Genomic DNA, 19,426 nt, shown 5'->3' on the forward strand with positions numbered 1-19,426 from the left:
AACGCCCGTGACCTAAGGGAGACTAAATCCGGCCACCCGATGACAACCCCCGTGCAGTCGTCGTCCTCTCACTTCGGGTTGTCGCCAATAAGCAACTACACCCATTTTCAGGATGATTGAGCTGTGAGGGGGTAGCCACAATGTTTAAACCAGCCCCGGGCATCTTGGGCCGTGATGGTTTGGAGCCCCGCGCCGATAGCCGCCTCCAACGCCTCGCGCGTGCGCGCCTGCACCCGGCGTAAAAACGTCTTGAGCTTCGAAAAGGCCCCCTCGATGGGGTTGAAATCCGGGCTATAGCGCGGCAAAAACACCAACCGGCAGCCGCAGGCTTCGATGCGCTCGCGCACCGCTTGGGCTTTATGGACTGAGCAGGTTATCCCTGAGCACGGTCTTGCCGGGCCGTAAGGCCGGGCAGAGGAACTTATCAAGGTAGAGCAGGAAGGCTTCGGTGTCGGCGGCCCCTTCGACCGTCATGGTCGTCAAGAGCCCCTCAGGGCTCAGGGCGGCCAACACGGTGGTGTTTTTACCCCGGTTGGTGGGGGCTTTTCCCCAGGCGCGCTGGCCTTTGGGGGCCCAGCCGTAGCGGGGCGCCAAGGCCAGGTTGGACCCGCTTTCATCGACGAAGACCAAGTCGCTCGGCTTTAAGGCGTCGTGGTCTTGCCGCCAAGTCGCCCGCTCGGCTTCGTCGCGTTCGCTGGCGGTGAGCTTTTTTTTTGTGCGTCCAGTCCAAGGCGCGGCGCGCCCGGTGTAAAGTGGCCACGCTGACGGCCTGACCGCTCTGGGCCTGCCAGCGCTGGCAATGATCGATCAAGCGGCCGTCGGGCTCGGCTTGGAGTTGGGCGGCTAAGGCCGCCCGGGCTTCCGGCGTGCCAAAGGCGCCGTGCGGGCCAGGCCGGTAGGTTTTGGGCGCCAGGCTTTGGCCGGAGCGCCGCTTCAAGAGCCAACGTTTCAAGCTGGCCCATGATACGCTAAAGAGCCGCACGACTTCGGCGTGGGGCAAGCCGTTCTCGACGACGGCCGCCACGGCCCGCTCGCGCAGGTCCACTGAATACGGCTTGGACATCGCCCACCAAAGCACAGCTCAACCAACTTGAAAACCGGTGTAGTTGCGGATACAAGGCCGGGTAGTGCTTTCGTCCCGGAGGGACGGCTGAGGTTAGGCAGGTAGCTTTAGTGCCTGTGCGGTGCGGGCGTTCCCCGGGGGGTGCGTCCCCTCGGGACGCCTGAAGGCGTGCGCCGGGCCAGGCGGGCGTCAAAGATTGGGGAGCCGTTCGGTTTTTGGCGCCGAGGGTCGCGCCGGGTTTGGCCGGCCGTTTGGGAGCCGGCACCCTCCGGGGCAGCGTTTCAGGCGTCCCTACAGGACGCGATCGCTCTTTAAATGCCCCTTCCAGGGACTGAAGTCGCTGGCTAACCTCAGCCGTCCCTGCGGGACGAAAGCGCCCCCATCCGCCGGCCCTTAACGAAATGGCAGTGGGGTAAACCCTGGCCTATGTTCCTTTGGCCCTTCAGGCCATCTAACCGTCTGTCTCCCGGCCCGTTGGGCCTAGGGCCGATTCGATCGGGTACAGAGCAGCCTCCGGTGCCGACAATCCACCGAGATAACTGTCTGAATGGTATTGTTAGCGCCCCACCATCAAACATGCAGTTCCTCAGCACCATCACCTTTGCAATACTCCCGCCGCAACACCGTTACTCGGATGCGCCCAGCCGAACCACCAGGTTCACGTAAGTGAGAAAAGCGAGCGGGTCACCTCTCAGTGCGTGCCGTGCACGGCGGGCCTGATCCCCGGACAGCGGGATCTCGAAGTCAGAGACGTCCGTCAGATCCTGCTTTGCTGGAAATCCTTTGATCGCCTGGTTAGTGTACGGATCGACCACGTTTACCTCCAAGAGCGACGGCCCTTGTGGGTTGGGGCGAGTCAGACGTAGATAGAAGACAAACGGCAGGTCCGGTACCTTCCCTCTGATAACGCGCCTTTTCTTTTCCTGCAGCAGCTGCGCAGGCGGCAGGTTTTCCGTTTCATAACTGGGGGCTGAGACGCTTTTCTCGCCCGGTAAGGCATCCGGGATTTTCTCACGGAAGTGGAATCGAACGGAGGCTTGAAAATCCGGCAAGAGTTCGCGGTCAGCGGCCGGTTGCGCCGACACCTCGTGGAGCATAAGCACCATGGCCGCCACGAGGATGACCGTTGGGTTCATGATACCCCGAAAATACCCAGCGCTACGCGGCGTAAGCAAGGCTTGTTTCCGGTGCACCGACTCGGGAGGCGGAACGCCTGGCAAGGTTACCCCTCAAGCGAACGGACGCGCCGCTTCAGGTGGAGAAACACCCAGCATCACCTGGAGCCGCTGGCCCAATTGCCGGGCCGACGCGGTCATTTCTCCCGCCGCCTCGGCCGGCAAGTGGGCCCGGCAATTGGCCCCCCACAAGAACAGCCAGCGCTCAAAGTGCTCCGGCCCAAGCCCGAGCGGCGCGTGCAAAGCCGGCAGCGGCCCGGAATAGGTCCGCGTTGCTCCCAGCACCGTTTCCCAGAAATTCGCGATGATGGCCAGGTGCTCGCCCCAATCTTGGATGCGCGCGTTAAAAGTGGGGCCGATCAGCGGGTCTTGGCGCACATCGGCATAAAAATGTCGCAACAACCGGGCGAGGCCATCTCGTCCGCCAATCCGTTCATACAGCAGGTTCATCACAGCGAAAGGGTTGCCAAACGGGAGATCGGACCCTGGGCCGATCGCACGAATGCCTTTCGAAACGGGTAGCATGGGGAACGGTACGGCGCAACGGGCCAACCGGCGCACCCCGGAGAGCCGGCCAACGGGTAAGTGGTTGGTTGTTGAGGGGCGTTAAACCCCCTGCGCCCGCTCCGCCATCAAAGGCCGTCTTCCAGCAAGTGCTGGTAACAAGGCGGTTCACCGCCGCCGCAGGCGGGCGCGGTCCAGTCCGGCTTGGGCGATCGCCGCTTTCGGGTCCGCGGTCCCGATCGTCCGCCTTGGGCCCGCCCAGTGGGATGCACCGGCGCAGCGGCCTTGATGGGTCCAGGCGCCAAGCCTGACCCGAGCAGCCCGGGATCCCCCGCGGAGCAGCCACGGGTGGTTTCGGCGCTCAGGCCGTCCGGTAAGGACGGTAGCGGTGGCGCCGTTCTCGAGCCGGCCTGGGCACCGTGAACCCGTTGAGACCCGAACATCTTGCGCCGCCGCATGCCCGCACGCTACCTGACGCCGGTTTTGGCGGCAAGTTCAATCCGAGGCCGGCGCGCCAAGCTGGAAGTTTTAAAGCCGCTATAACCGCCAGAGACTCCCGGGCCGCCTACAAATCGGTTGTGGGTCCCCCCTCAACGACACCGCCTTTGCGACGTTTCAATTGATAACTATGCACGAGGTGTTTCAAAGCGCGATAACGGCTGATGACCGAATCCAGGCGCGGGAGGGGTCAGGTTTTAAGCTCATGGATCGGGTGTGGGTGAAAAGCTTAAACCGACCGGGCGTAGTTCAGGATGTGCAGCCGTGCCGCAGCGGCAAGACCGACTACTACCTGCTCCGAGTGGCTGTGGGAGGCAGCGGACTGTTCAGCGTCCTCGCAGACCCCTTGACCGTAGAAAAGTGCCGCTGATCGGAGCGGCAAACGAGCCATGAGCCGGCAAAACCGTTCATGGAGGACAACCGAAGCGACGATGAGCCGTCGGCGCGGATAATGACGATCCGGGTAAATGGAGACCGGGAGAATGCGGGTGGCGCTGGCGGGGCTCGGCGGCCACCAAGCAGGAAGAACAAAGCCAGAACAAGCCCTTACGATCTCACGCGGTTTCTGACGGAGTCCTTCCAGCGAGGTCCCGGTAGTACGCCTGCAGCACATGGAAAGCCTGCTTCCTTTCACCCTGGTCGGAAAGAAGGCCTTTCCGATTGAAGTAGTCCTGGATGCCAGCCAGGGGACGGCGCGGTGAACGAAAATCCATCAGGACCCAAGGACTCATCCCGCGCAACGAAGCGATGCGATTGAGCATCACCAACTGGTGCCGGTAGAGGCTGGCTTGGTATTCCTCAGTCCAGCGCGTATCGGGATCGCCGTGCAAGCCGTGTTTGGCGTCTCCGCCAAATTCGCTGACGATCAGCGGCTTTTCGTAAGCAACCTGCCAGCCGGTCTTTTCAGCGTCCTCCGGTTTGTGCTCATACCATCCGATGTATTCATTGAACCCGATGACATCGAGCGCTTCGCCCAGTGGATCGTCTATGATTTTGGTCATGCCTTCGGTGCGCACCAGTAACGCGGCGGTCACCAAACGCGTCGGATCCTGCTCGCGCACCTTGGCGACCAACGTATTGAGAAACCCAACCCGGGCAGGCGTGACGGGCGTTTCGTTTGCCACGGACCAGAACACGACAGACGCTTTGTTACGGTCCCGACGGATCATCTCGTGCAACTGCTGTTCGGCGTTGGCCAGCACGGCAGGAGTATCGAACTGGACGGCCCAATAGACCGGAAGCTCCGACCAGACAAGAAGGCCCATGCGATCGGCCAGACGGGTCATGCGCTCATCGTGCGGGTAGTGGGCGAGGCGGACAAAGTTCCCATTCAATTCGCGTACCCAGCCGAGCAAGGTTTTCATGTCCTCGTCGGTGCACGCACGTCCGGTGCGATATGGCGCCTCGGCGTGAACGGAGACGCCCCGCAGAAAAATGGGCGAGCCGTTGAGGAGGATCTGGGTACCGCGCACTTCGACGGTTCTGAAGCCGATCTCGTCATCGAGATTATCCTGACCGGCCTGCAGGTGCACCCGGTAGAGGCGCGGGTGTTCCGGCGACCACGGCTCCAGGTTGCCGGCCGTGAATTGGAACATCGCACGCCCGTCTGCACCCAGGTGAGCGGATTCCTTCACCGCCAACTCCGGAAGGCTGACGGTTACCTCCGTTCCGGCAGCAGCCCCTTCGACGTGTACCCAGCCCTCAAGGACGGTTCGGCTCCCACGCTTCAAATGCAAATCGTAATCGTCGATGAACTGCTCCGGCACCTCGACGAGCGAAACATCCCGGGTAAGTCCGCCATAGTTCCACCAGTCCGTCTGGAGCGTTGGAATACCGTCGGGCCGGCGGGTGTTGTCAACGGCTACCACGACAAAGTTCCCGCCGTCCTTAAGGAGGTCCGTCACCTCGCAGCAAAACGGAGTAAATCCGCCCTCGTGCTCACAGGCCTTGCGCCCGTTTATCCACACCCAGGCCTGGTAGTTGGCGGCGCCCGCATAAAAAAACACCCGCGTCCCGGGTTTGCGTTGATAGGAGAAATCCTTTTGGTACCACACCGGCCCTTCGTAGAAGAACAGTGAATCACGCTGGGTATTCCAATCGCCGGGCACCCGCAGCACCGGTGAGTTTTGAAAATCGTACTCTACAGGCTCACCGCCGGGCGCTGGGTGTTTTGCGTTCAGGAAATAGCCATTCGCGCGCGGCTTGCCATGGAAGGTGTAAAGACCGGCCCAATAGGGGTCAGCGATCGTGTGCCAGTCGCCGTTGAGGCTAATGGCCGGGCGACGGTCAGCAGCTGCCAATAACGGGGCCGGCGCAGCTGACGCTGAAAAGCCCGGGCTCATAGCCGCTCACCCGGACGAGGCAAACCCCGGCGGCCCCGCCGTGAAAGGCAGGGATCATCCGGGTAACGCGCGAGAGGAGGATTCGGCACCATTGAAGTCCTTTCGTAAATCGTGATCGGACAGGATTATCAGCCAGGGTCGAGCCTTGACGGGCTTGCGTCAAGATGCGCCGGCCAAACTTCGGAGGCGGATTTTCGGGTCGACCATTGTTCGCCGCGCCAGTACAAGGCGGGCAACAAGCCGGGCTGCTCCGGGCTGAATGCCTCCGGTTGTGACCGAAGGCACCGGCTGAGATTCCAACGCTTGCGGTGGAAAAAAGGTTGCTTTCACGACGAACCGACCGCACGCGCAAGGCCATTTACCGCAAGCGTTGCAAAACCGAGCACAAAGCCGTTCGGATAAGTCCGGCCGGCGCTTCAAACACGAAGCATCCGGGCAGGCTCTTACGTATGTGCGCCGGGTAAGGTTACCCGAGATTTGCGCGAATGCCGATCACCACCGCAACAAGACCTGCAACTCGTATGCGAGACGTTGGCCTTACCTCCGGCTCCGAGCCATTAAGCGGTGAGTACAGGCTGTTTATCAAGTATACTGTCGAGGTAGACGGACTTCCCGCTTACATCGAGACCTACGATGTTGAAAACGTGGAGATGGGATTGACCGGGTAAGCATCCCCACGGCGAAAGCGGGCAGCTTTTGAGGGCGACCTCACGAGCCCATGGTTAGCCAAAGCCAGCGGTCTCCGCCTCGCCGCAATCTGATGAGTGCCATGGACGCAGGCATCCGTTTCGGTCACGACCTTTGTTCCGTGCTGGAGTTTGCGGAGCGCCGGGAATGGCTGGTGACCAATGGCCGCGGCAGCTACGCCTCCGGCACCGTAGCGAACGTTCTTACCCGCGGCTATCATGGGTTGCTGATTGCGGCGTTAGCGCCGCCGGTCGGCCGCACGCTGACGCTTGTAAAGTTTGATGAGAGCGTTACCTACCGGGGCAGCCGGTATGAACTCTTCACCAACCGGTGGCAAGGCGGCGCGGTTGCTCCTGCGGGGCACGTCAACCTGGAAAGCTTTCACCTGGAAGGCACCGTACCGACCTGGAGGTTCGCGGTCGCGGATGCGGTCCTGGAGAAACGCATCTGGATGGAACCGTGGGCGGACACCACTTACCTTGCCTACAACCTGATCCATGCGTGCGAACCCATCGAGATGGCTTGCAAAGCTATTGTCGATTACCGGGATTACCATGGCCGGACGCATGCAGGCAGGTTCGATCAGGTTCAAGTGGATCGGGTCGACAGGGGGCTGAAAGTGACGATGGCGGCCGGGGCACGGCCGCTGTTACTCCTGTCAAATGCGGCCAGGGGTAGTCCTGTCTCGGAGTGGTATCACGGGTTCGAACTGGCGCGCGAGCGGGAGCGTGGCTTGCAGGATTATGAGGATCACCTGCACGTCGCCGATTTTCAGGCAAAACTTGCGCTGGATGATGAACCGCTGGTCTTTGCCGCTTCGGTTGAAGGAACTGCGGATCCCGACATCACCGCACTGGAGCGGCGCCGCGCGCACGAGAATGGGGTAATCGATCGCTGGGCAACGGGCCGGTCGGACGGCGGCAGGAGCGCCGCGGGTTGGGTCAGGCAGAGCGTGCTCGCAGCGGACCAGTTCATCGTGGACCGCGCTAACCCCGCGGATGCCGCGGAGACGGGGAAGACGGTCATCGCGGGGTACCACTGGTTTGCCGACTGGGGACGGGATACGATGATCAGCCTGCCGGGGCTGACGCTATGCACGGGCCGGGCGGATATTGCCCGCCTTATCCTCAAGACTTTTGCCCGGTACGTCTCCCAGGGCATGCTGCCGAATACGTTCCCCGACTCCGGCTCCAGCCCGGAATACAACACGGTGGACGCGACCCTGTGGTATTTTCAGGCCCTTTGGGCGTATTATCTTGCGACCAAGGACCGCCAAACGGTTTCGGAGTTGTTTCCGGTGCTCAAAAACATCGTGGATTGGTACCGCCGCGGCACCCGGTTCAGCATCCATGTCGACGCGAGCGATGGACTGGTTTACGCCGGCCAGGAGGGCGTTCAACTCACCTGGATGGACGCCAAGGTCGGCAACTGGGTAGTCACGCCGCGGATCGGTAAGCCCATTGAGGTGAATGCCCTCTGGTACAACGCCCTGCGTATCCTGGGAATCTTTGCGTCACTGGCGGGCGAAAACGGCACTGAGTTCGAGAAACTGGCCGGAGATACCCTGAAAGGGTTTCAGCGGTTTTGGAACGCCGCGAGCGGCTACTGCTTTGATGTGCTGGACGGTCCGGGTGGTAACGACCCTGCGCTGCGTCCGAATCAGGTTTTCGCCGTGTGTCTGCCAGGGCCGTCGCTGCACGCGCCGGAACTGCTGTCAGGAGAACAGCAGAGAGGGGTACTGGACGCCTGCGCCGCCAAGCTTCTGACCTTGGTCGGCCTCCGATCGCTCGATCCGGCGAGCCCCCAATATCGTGGCGACTACTTTGGCGATCGGGTTCAACGCGACGCGGCGTACCATCAAGGTACCGTGTGGGCATGGCTTAAAGGCCCATTCATCGAAGCGCATCTGCGTATCCGGGGTGATCTGGCGCACGCGGAGCAACTGCTCCAGCCGATGGCTGACTCGCTCGTGGCGGCCGGTGTGGGCACCCTGAGCGAGATCTACGATGGGAATGCGCCGACGCGCCCGCGCGGCTGCATCGCGCAAGCGTGGAGCGTGGCGGAACTGTTACGGATCTGGACGTTGATCGAGGACAGCAAAACGCAGGGGTCGGGCGATCGATGGCATTCTCGCTGACTCCGGCCCGGACGGTCCCGCCCGCAGCCTATCGTCGCCGCCGGAACGCAGAATTAATTTTCGACTTTTTTCCAAAACGCTGAAACCCGGTCCCCTCTTTCGCTTTGTAAAGGGGTGAACGTCCTGCGCATAGGGCACGAAGTGGCGACGCGCCGGCACGCTTCTCAAACGAAAGAATCACGACGGATGAAAACCGCAAGGACGACCGGCCGCACCCGCATCAACGTGACCACAGCCCTGCAACGCGTTGCCGCAGGTACAGGTCAATCCCATCGCCGTGTTTCGAGCCATGACGAAGTGGAGCGCCGGATCTGCAGGATCGATGCGCGCGGCGCGGGCTACCACAAAATTGAAGCACGCTGTTCCGAGATGCTGGCTATTGCGGGCACCGGGATTCTTATTTACAGCGCCAGCCTGTTTCACCACCCGATCTGCCGGGTTGGCTTTCCCACACCTGATTCTCTGCATGAGTTAACCGCTTCAGGCCCCTCGCCAGCCAACGGCATCTTCTCGCCATGAACGACCTGACCAGCATTGCACTCCAATTGCCTCGCGCAAAGAGGCGCTTGAACCACGCATTTTTACCGGATGTGCTCGTACCGGTTGAATCCGGCGAGGTTCAAAGAAAAAGAGGAGGATATTCAATCGCGCTGATAAAAAAAGCTTCGGCGCGAGTTTTAGGGGTTTGTTGCCTTCGACGAGTGGAAGGTTAGGGGGCGGCGCCTGGTCGTAGCGCTTCCGGGCATGCAGAGGTTGGCCCTAACCCGCCGGGGTTCGCCGGCGCACAGTGCAAACCACCGTTAAAAAATCGCAAGCCAGTGGAAGCGGAGATCCTGGGATTCAGCCATGCTGGTCCCTGTGAACTTACGGACGAACGCTTTAACCCGAACTTTGAGCCTGCTGTACGCAGCCGTACTGGCCGTCACGGCTACCCGCGCCGGCTCGATGCCGGATGATCAGGCCGCAACGGTCGAAAGCACGCGCTATGGCCTTTTCGACCTGCTTGATCATCGCAGCGCGTATGGTCAAGGGGTCTTTCCGGAGCCCTTTCTGGTGGATGACTCTGATCTCGAGATCAACGAGGCTCGCCTCGATTGGCTGCGCACCGGCGGAAAGGGTCTGCACAGTGACCTCGTCACAGCGGAAGTGGAGAAGGGTTTCGGGCTGTTGACCATGGAATTAGAGGTTCCCTTCGAACGGGACGTGAGTGCGGGATCGGTCTCCGAAGGCTTTGACAACATCGACTTGGGAGCGCGCTACCCCGTTTATCAATTCGTCTCAGCAGACGGGTTTCTCGACACGACCTTCGGTACGGGTATCGAAGCCGGTATTCCGGTCAACTCGTCGGTGAGCAAGAACGCCGAGCTCGTTCCAAAGGTGTTCAACGATCTAAGGCTGGGCCAGCATTTTACGCTCCAATCTATCGTCGGGTATTCCACCCTCTTCGGCGGCGGGGAAGACGGCGGATTGCAAACCTTCGAGTACGGCTTTGTCTTCGGGTATACGTTCCAGCATAAAGAACTGCCTTTACCCGGAGTGCAGCAGTTCATCCCGGTCTTCGAGTTGCAAGGCGAGACGGAGCTTAACAAACGTAACCGCGGGCATAACAGCCTCCTTGGCAACCTTGCATTTCGTGCCAACCTCAAGACAATCGGTCCGATTCAACCGCGGCTCGGGTTGGGGTTTGTCTTCCCGATCGATGCGGGGGCACGGCAGGACACGCATTGGGGCGTGATTACCAGTTTTGTGTTTGAGTACTGAAATGGCGTACGATGGGGGACGTCCACAACATATGAATAGATACCTGAGCCGCAGGAAGTTTTTGGGCCTGGCTGCAGCCGCGCTCACCGGCGCTACCGCGCTCGACAGCGCTCGAAGTGCCTCCGCGGCACGCGTGGTGGATGCCGGTCCTGCGAGCAGCTACGGTTCGGAAGGGGTGTATGACCGTTTCCGTAATCAGGGATTCTTCGTGATCCGGCAGGGAAAGCGGTTCCTGGCCCTTTCGGCCTTTTGCACACACCGCAAATGCAAGCTGACCGCAGAGCCTGACCGTTCATTTCTTTGCGAATGTCATGGGTCGACCTTTGATCCCAACGGCAAGGTTACTGCGGGCCCGGCCAAACGGGATCTGCCAGTGTTCCCGGTCTCTGTAAACGAGAGTGGCCATTTGCTTGTACAGGTTCCCGGCCCCTGAAAGCTGCCCATTGAGGTTGGAAGACGCGTCCTGACCCGCGCCTGCTCCGTGCCCCCCTCGCCCGTGGCGCCAGCGTCGCCCGGGAAAAAAAGCAGGGGGCCGCTCTCCGATTTCGCTGCGGCAGAATCTGACCGAAAAGCGCGGGCGAGCGTCTCTGCGCCTCTGCACCCTTACCAGCCATGCCGGCTTGCGGGCCGCCCGCGAAATCGCTCCACCAAGGCACGCGCGCCGGGAAACAACGCCGGGCAACAGCCGATCTCCTCGCAAAACGATTTACTGAAGTGGCCAAGGCTCGAATAGCCCACGGCAAAAGCTGCCTCCGTAACGTTATATCCGCCGCTTAAAAGCAACTCCGCCGCTTGCTCCATCCGCATCCGACGAAGGTACTGCGGGATCGTGCAACCGGTGTGTTGTGAAAAGGTGCGGCTCAGATAAAAGGGGCTGCATCCGACCCGGCGCGCGAGCTCCTCGAGCGGGGGCGGTTCTTGCAAGGTTTCGCGCAAAATCGACTTTACGGCGTCGACGCGCTCGCGTGCCAGGCGCCTTTGGCGAACGCAAAAGAATTCGGGCTGAGGCGGCTCCGGCGTAAAGAAAAGCTGGGCCGCAAGCTCCAGCGCCTTACTCTGAAACCAGAGACCTTGCGCGCCCGAAGAAACCGGCGGCTGGCGGAGCTGAAAAAACAGCGCCTCCTGGCATGCCGTCATTGCCGTGACCGGTCCGATCACCCCTTCATGCGATCCCGGCTCTCCGCCGAGCAAAGCCCGGGCGGTTGGCTTGAGCCCACGAGGCCCCTTGCCGCTAACCGCTAAGGACCTGAGCAAGAAGTCTCGCGAAAACTTCACCGCGGCGAAACGGTGTCGCTGCCCGGCTGGTCGCCGAACCTGAAAGCGGCTCTGCAATGTAGCCAAGACCGCGTAGTGACCAAGGGTACGAGCGGAAAAGCGCGTCCGGCATTTTCCAAATCGCACTTCGCCCTCACCGGATAGATTCAAACAGATTTCCAAGCGGCCGGCATCGAGGTCGGCTCCCCATTGGTGGTCGCTTTCAGAGAAAAAGTCGTGTTCTTCGATGCTCAAACCGTGCTGCGCAAGATCGCCAAAGATCCGCGCGTCAGCACGGGTGCGGTGAGCGGACGGAGAGGTAGATCTTGGAACGCTGAATTTGGCTACGGGAGAGGATCGAGCTGGCATCGTTATCGAGAATCATTCTCAATAAGCCGGCCACAGGCAACACTTCAAATCCTCTTTTCAACTCTGCAACGCGGTTGCGCAGGGACGCCCGTACAGGATGCCGCTTGGTTTGTTTAACCCGAACATTCCGGCTGAAATTTCTGCCCCGTTGCTCGAGCCGAGCGGCAGGGCCACGACGATCCCGCCATTCGAATGCAGTCCGGCTTTCAAACGCTCCGGCAGGCGCCGCCCCGGCCCTCAGTTCTGTCCGGTTTCGAATACTTGAGATTACCCGCGGCCTGGAAGGTCCGGAGCGAGCGTTCTTTGCCTAGAAGGGACAGAGAGGCTTTTGCTCAGGCCGTCCTGAATGCGGGCAACCTCAAGGTTCGAGCCCGGGAACGCCAGAACCCGGGATTGTCCTTGACGACTTGCGTGGGCGGGTCTCCCGTGCAAGTCATCGTGCTTTCGAATTCTGCCAGTTCCCCTTTACCGGCCCTCCTGCAACGTTTCGTGTCGGAGGGCCGTTACGCCGGCGTGAGCGTGCTGGCGTTGCGCGATGGCCAACCGCTGCACCAGGTCGCGGCGGGTTTCCAGGAGGTGGAGAGCCGCCGGCCCATGACGGTTGATTCGATCGTTCGGATCCACTCGGTCACCAAAGTCCTGACCGCGGTTACCGCCCTCACGTTTCTGGAGGAGGGCCAGATCGACCTTGGTGAACCGGTAGAGACCTACCTGCCGGAGGTCCGGAGTTTCCAAGTTATTGCGGGTAGTCCGCCGGAGGCCCCGGAGCTGCGCAAGCCGGCCCGGCCCATGACCGTGCGCGACTTGTTCCGGCACACGGCGGGCATCGCCTACCCGGCGCCCGGCACGCCCACTGAGCCGTTCTTTGCCGAAGCAGGCGTGTCCGAATCGGTATCATTGGCCGACAAGATTCGCCGCATTGTCCGCGTGCCGCTGGTTAGCGATCCCGGTGTACAGTTTGATTACGGGTACGGGACGGATTTTCTGGCCCGGGTACTTGAGGTGGTCAGTGGAAGGCCCTTCGAGCAACTCCTGAGCGAGCGGGTGTTGGAGCCGGCCGGTATGGCGGAGACGGGTTTCACGGTGGCGGACCCGGCCCTGGATCGGCTCGCGATGGTTCACGAGGGTGGCGGGCCCGGCAGCCCTTTGCGGGTGATCCCAATGGTGGCGGGCGAGCGACGCCCGGGCGCCTGGCGGCACCCACTGGGTGGAAGCGGCTTGTATTCGACGCTGGCGGACTTGGGCCGGTTCGGCCGGATCCTGTGCGCCGGGGGTGAGTTCGGGGGCACCCGCCTGCTCGGCCGAAAGACGGTGGATTTGATGCGGGCCAACCACCTGGCCGGGACCGCCAGCCCATACCATTCCTTCGACGCAGGCAGCGGTTTTGGGCTGGGAGTAGGCGTCCGCCTTGAATTGGGCCTGGCTGACCGAGCAGATTCACCAGGCTGCTTCGGCTGGAACGGCCTGGCAAGCACCTTCTTTCGGGTTGACCCTGCAGAGCGCCTCGTGCTGGTGGTCCTGATCCAGCATTTCCCCTTCGATGAGCACCGCCTGTTGGGCCGTATTGCCAACGTCATCTACTCGCAGCTTTAAGCCCCTGCCCGGCCCGGGGCGGTTCAACCGGTCAGATTTGCCGGGATGGCGGACGGCGTCTTTCTCGGATCGGTAGTGCAGGGCAATCAAACTACAGGAGCGGCAGGGTGCATCCTGGGCAACGGCGCAGCGCGGGTGGCGGTAAGCGGTCCGCAGACCAAGACCTTGCGCACAAACCGGCAGGATGCCAAAAGGACGAAAGGCAAACTGCTTATGCAAAATAGTTCGTCAGTCGATCCCCGCGTTCGTATCGGTCACGTACACCTAAAAGTCGCAAACCTGGACCGCGCGCTCGGCTTTTATTGCGGGGTGCTGGGTTTTCAGCTTATGCAGCGTTACGGCTCCGAGGCGGCTTTCGTCTCTGCCGGCGGGTATCATCATCATATCGGGCTCAACACATGGGAAAGCCTCGGCGGTTCGCCACCGCCGCCGGGCGCAACGGGTCTTTATCATCTGGCTATCCTCTACCCGACCCGGGCGGAACTTGCCGATGCGTTGCGCCGCGTCAGCAGTGCAGGCATCACGTTGGAGGGCGCCTCGGACCATGGGGTAAGTGAAGCGCTCTACCTGCGTGACCCGGACCAGAATGGGGTCGAACTCTATTGGGATCGTCCGCCCGAACAATGGCCGCGCACCACGGGCGGGCAACTGGCGATGTTCACCGGCCCGCTTGACCTCCGCAGCTTACTTGCGGCAACGAAAGCTCAAGGCGGCGCTTCGCTTCGTAGTGGAGAAGAACGGTTATGATGGAAGCGACTTTTGCCACCGCCTCGATGAGGAGCGCTTTCCGCACCGGCAGAAAGCTTACCGTGACACCATGAATTCAGACCGCAGACCGACCCGTGACGACTCGCCACGGGGCAACATTTCCTGGATGCGTTGCAGCCGGAACCGGTCAGGTGATGCAAACAACCGGCAGCCATGCCAAATGACTTTCTGGCGAAACTAGGGCCGCTGCAGGTAGCAGCCGGCGTGGCCCACCTGGCCGCTTTGGTCTGGCTACAACGTGGCCTGAGCTGGCTGATCAGGTCATGCGGGGTGGACCGGCTCTCGCTGATCACTAACCAGGGCGTGCAACGTGCAATCCTGCGGGCGGCGCTTACGCGACTGCAATTCTGGGTGTGGCTCTGCGGCCTGTACACCCTGTTTGCATGGTACCTCGAGCCGGTGCTGCTTCCTTACCTGCAGGGCAGTTGGTTCGTGACCGCCCGAGCGACGGACGTCCTCAGCGCTTTTACCGCCCTGGCCCTGAGCTCATTCTTGGGCCGTGCCCTTTACTTTACGTCAGCAGCCGCCAGCTGCGCAGTTTGGCGTCCAGCGACGCGTCGCACTGGGAGAACGTTGCGGCGGTGTTTTGCGCCGACGTTTTGCAGGTGGGACTCCCGTTCCTGATTGCTTTTCTGGTACTGCCGCGCCTTGGGCTACCCGTGACCATGCTCAAGAACTACCGGGAAGTCACCAACGTCCTCATCGTGCTTGCAACCGGCTACGTCGTGTGCCGGCAGGTGAACCTGGCTGCCGACAAAATCATCCTGGCCCACCGCGTCCGGGGCGGGGTCGACATCCGTTCACGGGCCTTGTACACGGAAGTGTCAGCATTACGGAAAGGTATCCTGGGCGTGCTGGCGTTCCTTACCGTGACGACCGCGATGCTCTTCTCGGCTCCCTTGCGCCAGATGGGCACCAGTCTCCTGGCCTCCACGGGCCTCTTCAGCGTGGTTGTCGGCGTGGCGGCCCAACGTTCACTCGGGCAGCTTCTGGCAGGGTTCCAACTCGCCCTCACCCAACCCATCCTTCTGGATGACGTGGTGGTGATAAACGGCGAATTCGGCCGGATCGAAGAAATCACCCTCGCTTACGTCGTGATGAATCTGTGGGATCAACGGCGGATGGTCGTGCCCATCAGCTATTTTTTGGAAAAGCCGTTTGAGAACTGGACCCGCCGTTCGGCGGAATTGCTCAGCACCGTATTTCTGTACTTCGATTACCACCTGCCGTTAGAAGAGTTGCGGGCGGAATGTTCCCGCGTTCTGGCTGCACACCCGCTCTGGGACAAACGGGTCGATAAACTGCAGCTGACCGATGCCCGGGAAGGCTCCATCCAACTGCGAGCCCTGGTCAGCGCGGCCGACCCCAACGCGCTCTGGACGCTGCGCTGCGATGTTCGGGAGGCGCTGGTGCGTTTTGTTCAGGAACGATACCCTACGTGCCTCGTGCGGACGCGGGTGACGTTGGATGGGCCGTCGAACCCTGCCAGCGCTCGACTTGCCGTGGCCGGAGAGGCAGGAGATAAAAGCTGATGCGGGAACCGCTTTATACCACAGCCGGAACCAAGGGGCGCAATGCTGCGCGGCTGCCGCGTCGAACGGCGTTGAACGCAGCCGGCGTGGTTGTATTGCTGCTTGGCCTGATTTGCGCCACCCTCGTTTGCTGGGGGGGACGGAACCCTTCCGCGCCGCAGGCAAATGATTCGCAGGCTTACAACTCGGAGAGCGGCTGGACCGATGACACCCTTTCCCCCGAGGACACCAAGGGATCTTCTCAGGCTCTGGAGCTGAACTTGGGGAAATTGGGAGCGTTGGTCGTAAACGGATGGCGCCAACTCGAGGAGTTACCCCCTTCCGAGTTACTGGCCGCCACGATCGTCACGGCTTCGCTGCTCATTGCGTCGACCTGTTTTCTTGCTGCCTACCGGTTGCGTGACCCGTGAGCGCCAGATCGGGAGAACGGCGGGGTTCCGGGCTGCAGATCGTGGTCTCGCCAGGACATTCACGCACCAGCCCTCCAGCCGTCTGGCTGACGGCCCGTCAGAACGCCCGGCCGGAAAAGTGGACGATTCATTCCCTGTCGCGTTTGCGTGGCTTTTCCCTGCGTGCCTGCCCCACCAGGGCGTGCAGTTCTGGGGGTGCTACCCGAAAGGCCCCGGACCGTACGTCCGGAACCGGTTTCCCAAAGCATCGAGGCGGACCCGCACAGGCAAGGCGTGCATGTCTGGCATAAAGAAATCCGCCCCTGAGCAAATCCATGAGCCCCAGGAGATAAAGGAACATCAGCATCGCAGCAAGAATCATCACCACGACCGCAGCAAACAGGGCCAGGTAAACGGCGGCCCAGCCCAGATTGGCCGCCAGCGCCTGAGGTTCGTTCACCCTTAAGAGGACGAGGCGGTCTTCGCCGGGTTACAATGGGTCCGTGACGGTTCCGGTATAAACGCTCGCAAGGCTGGCCCTTCGCTGTCGTGACACTCCAATGGCTTTGCTGTATTTGCCGGACTCGCAGCATCGGCCCGGTGAGCGCACACCCTGAAACGAGCCCGTAGAGGGTGGCATTGCGAACTGTGCTGTAGCGCCAGAGGTTCGCAATGCTGAAAGAAATGTGGAACACGAATGAGCGGAACGAGCACGGTCCGGAGCCGGTAGCGGCTGGCCGGCGCGTTAATTGCGGCAGGCGTTTGCCGGCGGATTGCCCGTCGACGCAAATGCGCCCGTGTCCACGCCCGGATCGGTGAAACAGTAATCGCCTATGGACGTGACGACTCCGGACACGGACATCACAGCAGGAACCCCTGCCTTTCGTCGCGTCACTCTGGCGCTGACCGCGGCAGGATTCTCCACCTTCGCCGTGCTCTATTGCGTGCAGCCGCTGCTGCCGATTTTCAGCGCCGATTTCCGCGTCAGCCCGGCGGCGAGCAGCCTGGGTCTGTCCCTATGCACGGGCTTGCTCGCCATCGGTCTGCTCATGGCCGGTCCGCTCTCGGAAGTGGCGGGACGCAAACCGGTGATGGCGGGCTCCCTGTTCGCCTCGGCGCTCCTGACCCTCCTGGCCTCGGTGGCGCCAAACTGGCCTACGCTGCTCATCTTGCGAGCCTTAGCGGGCCTGACGCTTAGCGGGGTGCCGGCCGTGGCCATGGCCTACCTGAGTGAAGAGATGCACGCCAAAACCCTGGGGCTTGCCATGGGCCTCTACATTAGCGGCAACGCCCTCGGCGGCATGACGGGACGCCTGGTTACGGGTGCAGTGACCGATTTCGTTTCCTGGCGAGCGGCAATCGCCACCATTGGCGCGTTGGCCCTGCTCGCAGCCGTCGCGTTCTGGCGCAGCCTGCCTCCCTCGACTAACTTTACCCCGCACGCACTGCGCTGGCGCGAGATCCCGACGTCTTTCCTGTACCATTTCCGCGATCCGGGTTTGCCGTGGCTGTTCGCTGAAGCCTTTCTGGTCATGGGCGGTTTCGTCACGCTCTACAACTATATCAGCTTCCGGCTTCTCGCGCCGCCTTACAAGCTAAGCCAGACTGCCGTCGGCGCCATCTTCATCGTCTACCTGGTAGGGAGCGCCAGTTCAACCTGGGTTGGCCATTTGGCCGGACGCTTCGGCCGGCGGAAAGTGCTCTGGCTGACCGTCGTCGCCGCGATTGCTGGGGTAGCGTTGACCGTCTCGGATCAGCTCGTGGCCATCCTCGCCGGCATCGTCGTGGTCACCGCGGGCTTCTTTGGGGCGCATTCGGTGGCCAGCAGCTGGGTCGGACGGCGAGCGTCGCGGCACCGGGGGCAGGCCGCTTCATTGTACCTGCTTTTTTACTATTTTGGCTCGAGCGTACTCGGGACGGCCGGCGGATGGTTCTGGGCGCGGCACGGGTGGGCCGGTCTCGCCGGCTTCGTGATGGGCTTGTTTGGGATTGCGTTGGTGATCGCGATTCGCCTGGCGGGCGTGCCGCGACTTCAACCGGAGGCGACCAGCCCGCCGTTACCCCAGTAGATGGGCTGAAGGTACCCGCTTAAACCCGTTGCCGCCGGCGGCGCTCCCACGACCGGTGCAAGCAACCCGCGATCGATCGAAACGTTCAATACGATCATTGGACAATGAAAACTGTCGACTCAGGCTTCCTGGCCGGCCTGCCCAGCTATTCCGAGGACGGCTCGGTTCATGCAGTGGTGGAAGCCCCCAAGGGTTGCCTCCTCAAACTCAAATACGATTCAAAGCTGGGGACCTTCACGGTTTCTCGCGCCCTCCCTCTGGGCCTGTCGTACCCGTTTGACTGGGGCTTTATTCCCAGCACCAAAGGCCCCGATGGCGACCCCGTGGATGCATTGATTCTGCATGCGGGATCCACTTACCCGGGAGTCGTCCTGGCGTGCCGGCTGATAGGCGTGGTGGAAATGGATGAGGACAACGAACAAGGCCGGCGTGAACGGAACGACCGGCTTATCGTGAAACCCCGCTGGCCGGATCACCTCGGCGAATTCAAGGAGGCGTCAGAATTGCCGGCGCGCTTGCGGGAGGAAGTTGAGCAGTTCTTTTTGAGCACCACATTCTTTTCAGCCAAAAACGCGAAAGTCCTAGGCTGGAGAGGCCCGAAAGAAGCCTCGGCCATGGTGGAGACGGGTCACCGGACTTACCTCCAATCGGGACGGAAAACGGAATCCTGAGACGCTCGCAGGCCAGAGAAGCACGGGCCGCCCTATGATCAATGTCCGGGTGCTCGCGGCCATCCCGAACCGACGACTTTGCTATCCCCAAAAGGGCGCGCTAGCCTTTGACCATGAATCAAGACGAAGTCAGCCGCGAGGAGCGACGACCTTTGGAGCAGGCCGTCGAGCAACAGGCCGAAGCATTGGAGCGGGTCGGCGAGACGCTCCGGCAGCCAGGGCCGCGGGAAGAGGAACTGCGACAGGCCGTTGAAGCGGTCGGACGCCAGGCCGAGGCGGTCGAACGGGAATTGGGACGCCAGACCACCGGCACCGTGCCCAAAGCCGACAGCGGGGCGGAGCCGCCGGAAACGGCGCCACACGAACCGATCGGGGGCCTGGGCTAAGCAGTCGCGCAGCGGGGAAGGTATGGCCTGCCACGCTGGACCGTTCTCGAATTTTCCTTGCTTTGAAGGGAGCAGGCGGGGCGTTTAAAGGCCCCCGCTTGCCGGAGCAATACCTTCGCCGCAGCCCGCGCGTCGAAGACCGCCGGAATTTGCTGCCCAGGCTGCTCCAGAGAGTCGTCGCGGCGGAAGCGTTAACGCGGGACTTCTTTGCTTTAAAAATGGCGCTTA

Annotated in this window: 20 protein-coding genes; 12 read left to right on the top strand and 8 right to left on the bottom strand. The window is 61.7% G+C overall.

Features of this window, described 5'->3' with window-relative positions; genetic code table 11:
• Positions 1 to 107 precede the first annotated feature (107 nt).
• From JO015_07730 to JO015_07755, 6 genes are all read right to left on the bottom strand, one after another.
• Positions 108 to 347: a transposase gene (locus tag JO015_07730; GenBank protein MBV9998989.1), complete on the bottom strand. Its 240-nt coding sequence runs from the start codon at positions 345 to 347 to the stop codon at positions 108 to 110.
• 10 nt (positions 348 to 357) lie between these two features.
• Positions 358 to 630, bottom strand: a complete 273-nt coding sequence (locus tag JO015_07735; GenBank protein MBV9998990.1) for a transposase — start codon at positions 628 to 630, stop codon at positions 358 to 360.
• Positions 614 to 1,063, bottom strand: a complete 450-nt coding sequence (locus tag JO015_07740; protein ID MBV9998991.1) for a hypothetical protein — start codon at positions 1,061 to 1,063, stop codon at positions 614 to 616. The genes JO015_07735 and JO015_07740 overlap by 17 nt, the downstream gene beginning before the upstream one ends.
• A gap of 626 nt (positions 1,064 to 1,689) precedes the next feature.
• Positions 1,690 to 2,199, bottom strand: a complete 510-nt coding sequence (locus JO015_07745; protein MBV9998992.1) for a hypothetical protein — start codon at positions 2,197 to 2,199, stop codon at positions 1,690 to 1,692.
• A gap of 93 nt (positions 2,200 to 2,292) precedes the next feature.
• Positions 2,293 to 2,688, bottom strand: a complete 396-nt coding sequence (locus JO015_07750; protein ID MBV9998993.1) for a group III truncated hemoglobin — start codon at positions 2,686 to 2,688, stop codon at positions 2,293 to 2,295.
• Positions 2,689 to 3,794: 1,106 nt separating this feature from the next.
• Positions 3,795 to 5,582, bottom strand: a complete 1,788-nt coding sequence (locus JO015_07755; protein MBV9998994.1) for a beta-glucuronidase — start codon at positions 5,580 to 5,582, stop codon at positions 3,795 to 3,797.
• A gap of 769 nt (positions 5,583 to 6,351) precedes the next feature.
• On the opposite strand from JO015_07755, the gene JO015_07760 reads away from it, so the two are divergent.
• The 4 genes from JO015_07760 to JO015_07775 all read left to right on the top strand — a co-directional run bounded on the left by JO015_07760 (position 6,352) and on the right by JO015_07775 (position 10,600).
• Positions 6,352 to 8,406 (top strand): glycogen debranching enzyme family protein, encoded by a 2,055-nt coding sequence (locus tag JO015_07760; GenBank protein ID MBV9998995.1) that lies wholly within the window; start codon positions 6,352 to 6,354, stop codon positions 8,404 to 8,406.
• A 186-nt stretch (positions 8,407 to 8,592) separates the two neighbouring features.
• Complete coding sequence (locus tag JO015_07765; protein ID MBV9998996.1) at positions 8,593 to 8,925, top strand: hypothetical protein; 333 nt, start codon at positions 8,593 to 8,595, stop codon at positions 8,923 to 8,925.
• Positions 8,926 to 9,252: 327 nt separating this feature from the next.
• A complete protein-coding gene (locus tag JO015_07770) occupies positions 9,253 to 10,167 on the top strand; it encodes a hypothetical protein (GenBank protein ID MBV9998997.1) in 915 nt (304 codons plus the stop codon).
• A gap of 31 nt (positions 10,168 to 10,198) precedes the next feature.
• Complete coding sequence (locus JO015_07775; protein ID MBV9998998.1) at positions 10,199 to 10,600, top strand: Rieske (2Fe-2S) protein; 402 nt, start codon at positions 10,199 to 10,201, stop codon at positions 10,598 to 10,600.
• Positions 10,601 to 10,770: 170 nt separating this feature from the next.
• On the opposite strand, the gene JO015_07780 is transcribed toward JO015_07775, so the two are convergent.
• Positions 10,771 to 11,676 (bottom strand): helix-turn-helix transcriptional regulator, encoded by a 906-nt coding sequence (locus tag JO015_07780; protein ID MBV9998999.1) that lies wholly within the window; start codon positions 11,674 to 11,676, stop codon positions 10,771 to 10,773.
• Between the two features lie 417 nt (positions 11,677 to 12,093).
• Between JO015_07780 and JO015_07785 the strand changes: the two genes are divergently transcribed.
• From JO015_07785 to JO015_07805, 5 genes are all read left to right on the top strand, one after another.
• Positions 12,094 to 13,383 (top strand): beta-lactamase family protein, encoded by a 1,290-nt coding sequence (locus JO015_07785; GenBank protein ID MBV9999000.1) that lies wholly within the window; start codon positions 12,094 to 12,096, stop codon positions 13,381 to 13,383.
• A 213-nt stretch (positions 13,384 to 13,596) separates the two neighbouring features.
• Entirely contained in the window at positions 13,597 to 14,130 is a 534-nt protein-coding gene (locus JO015_07790) for a VOC family protein (protein MBV9999001.1), read from the top strand.
• Between the two features lie 174 nt (positions 14,131 to 14,304).
• The gene (locus JO015_07795) at positions 14,305 to 14,775 is read left to right on the top strand and encodes a hypothetical protein (GenBank protein ID MBV9999002.1); all 471 of its coding nucleotides are present in this window, start codon (positions 14,305 to 14,307) and stop codon (positions 14,773 to 14,775) included.
• On the top strand, positions 14,691 to 15,683 hold the full coding sequence (locus JO015_07800; GenBank protein MBV9999003.1) for a mechanosensitive ion channel family protein: 993 nt from the start codon (positions 14,691 to 14,693) through the stop codon (positions 15,681 to 15,683). The genes JO015_07795 and JO015_07800 overlap by 85 nt, the downstream gene beginning before the upstream one ends.
• Positions 15,683 to 16,093, top strand: a complete 411-nt coding sequence (locus JO015_07805) for a hypothetical protein (GenBank protein ID MBV9999004.1) — start codon at positions 15,683 to 15,685, stop codon at positions 16,091 to 16,093. Before JO015_07800 ends, JO015_07805 begins: the two co-directional genes overlap by 1 nt.
• Positions 16,094 to 16,220: 127 nt before the next feature.
• Here the strand turns inward: JO015_07805 and JO015_07810 are convergent, their stop codons facing one another.
• Positions 16,221 to 16,532 (bottom strand): hypothetical protein, encoded by a 312-nt coding sequence (locus JO015_07810; protein ID MBV9999005.1) that lies wholly within the window; start codon positions 16,530 to 16,532, stop codon positions 16,221 to 16,223.
• 373 nt (positions 16,533 to 16,905) lie between these two features.
• Between JO015_07810 and JO015_07815 the strand changes: the two genes are divergently transcribed.
• The 3 genes from JO015_07815 to JO015_07825 all read left to right on the top strand — a co-directional run bounded on the left by JO015_07815 (position 16,906) and on the right by JO015_07825 (position 19,198).
• Positions 16,906 to 18,141 carry an MFS transporter gene (locus JO015_07815; GenBank protein ID MBV9999006.1) on the top strand — a complete coding sequence of 412 codons (1,236 nt, stop codon included), beginning with the start codon at positions 16,906 to 16,908 and terminating at the stop codon, positions 18,139 to 18,141.
• Positions 18,142 to 18,245: 104 nt separating this feature from the next.
• Positions 18,246 to 18,812 carry an inorganic diphosphatase gene (locus JO015_07820; protein ID MBV9999007.1) on the top strand — a complete coding sequence of 189 codons (567 nt, stop codon included), beginning with the start codon at positions 18,246 to 18,248 and terminating at the stop codon, positions 18,810 to 18,812.
• Positions 18,813 to 18,925: 113 nt separating this feature from the next.
• Positions 18,926 to 19,198, top strand: coding sequence for a DUF3606 domain-containing protein (locus JO015_07825; protein ID MBV9999008.1), 273 nt, complete (start codon positions 18,926 to 18,928; stop codon positions 19,196 to 19,198).
• Positions 19,199 to 19,426 lie beyond the last annotated feature (228 nt).

The organism is Verrucomicrobiota bacterium (genome assembly GCA_019247695.1).
In the GTDB taxonomy this organism is placed as follows: domain Bacteria; phylum Verrucomicrobiota; class Verrucomicrobiia; order Chthoniobacterales; family JAFAMB01; genus JAFBAP01.